This window comes from Streptococcus danieliae, from assembly GCF_009767945.1.
GTDB lineage: Bacteria > Bacillota > Bacilli > Lactobacillales > Streptococcaceae > Streptococcus > Streptococcus danieliae.
Map to the genome: position 1 here is coordinate 1 of NZ_WSRS01000161.1, position 1,004 is coordinate 1,004.

Annotated in this window: 1 protein-coding gene; it reads right to left on the minus strand. The window is 37.0% G+C overall.

What is annotated here, in order from left to right:
* Nucleotides 1–1,004 (minus strand): ISL3 family transposase (locus E5983_RS09205; protein WP_160333506.1); only part of this gene is annotated, 1,004 nt, incomplete at both ends.

Consider the following 1,004-nt stretch of genomic DNA (forward strand, 5'->3'; position numbering starts at 1 on the left):
GTTCCTTCAACGAGACCGTTATTGTAGGGTACCGATAAAGCCAAGCGTATACTTTCTTCCTTTTTCAAAAGAAAAGCGAGCTTATCACGGAAACTTTGAGGCAGAATCTCTGAGTTCTGACTCTCTCGAATCAAATCAAAAAAGTAATCCGCATTTCTGTCCTTGAAATATCCAAGTAATAGCTGATAAAGATTCCAAGCTTCTTTCAAGACAGGGCTATAATCAATCAGCTCCAAAGCTATATCTTGAGCTGATAAATAGCGTTGAAAGAGACTGTGATACTTAGCTTCAGATGACAAATCGCTATAGTTTTTTTGTAAAAGTTTCCAGAAACGTTTTAAACGACGATACTTCTTAGCTTCTTCACCAGAATAGCGATTTAACGGATTCATTTCCTGAATTCGAACGTTTTTGAAGGCATTGGTTAACTGTTGTACAATGTGGAAACGATCAATAACGACTAGAGCTTTGGGAAAAACCTTTTTGACCATGGAATCGTAAGCTGCATTCATGTCCATTACAACAAATTCTACCTTACATCGTTCTTCATAGGAATAACCATTGAAGAATTCGAGTAATTTATGGGTTCGACGATCATCTAGAATCGTATGAATCTGCCCGCTTTCCCAATTCATAGCAATAAAAGCCATAGATCCCTCACAATCTTGAGTAGCTTTAAACTCATCGATAGCTAATACTCGAGGGAGCGGCCCCGGCTCCAGATTTTTTACATAGTTCGTTAATTCCAATGACGTTCTATATACAATTTGATAACCTGTTTTACAGATTGAGGCAATTTTTTTAATACAGGTCGTATCTTTTAATTCCAACAAAATCTTAAGATGGAGTTTGACACTAATACTTTTCCTTCTTTTAACAAAATGATTAGGGAGATGATTAGCAGATACGACAGAGCAATGACGGCACTTGAAACGACGGACTGTTAATTCTAGATAAACAGGCTTATTATCGATTTCTGTTAGCTGAATTTGACGCTTTTTAGG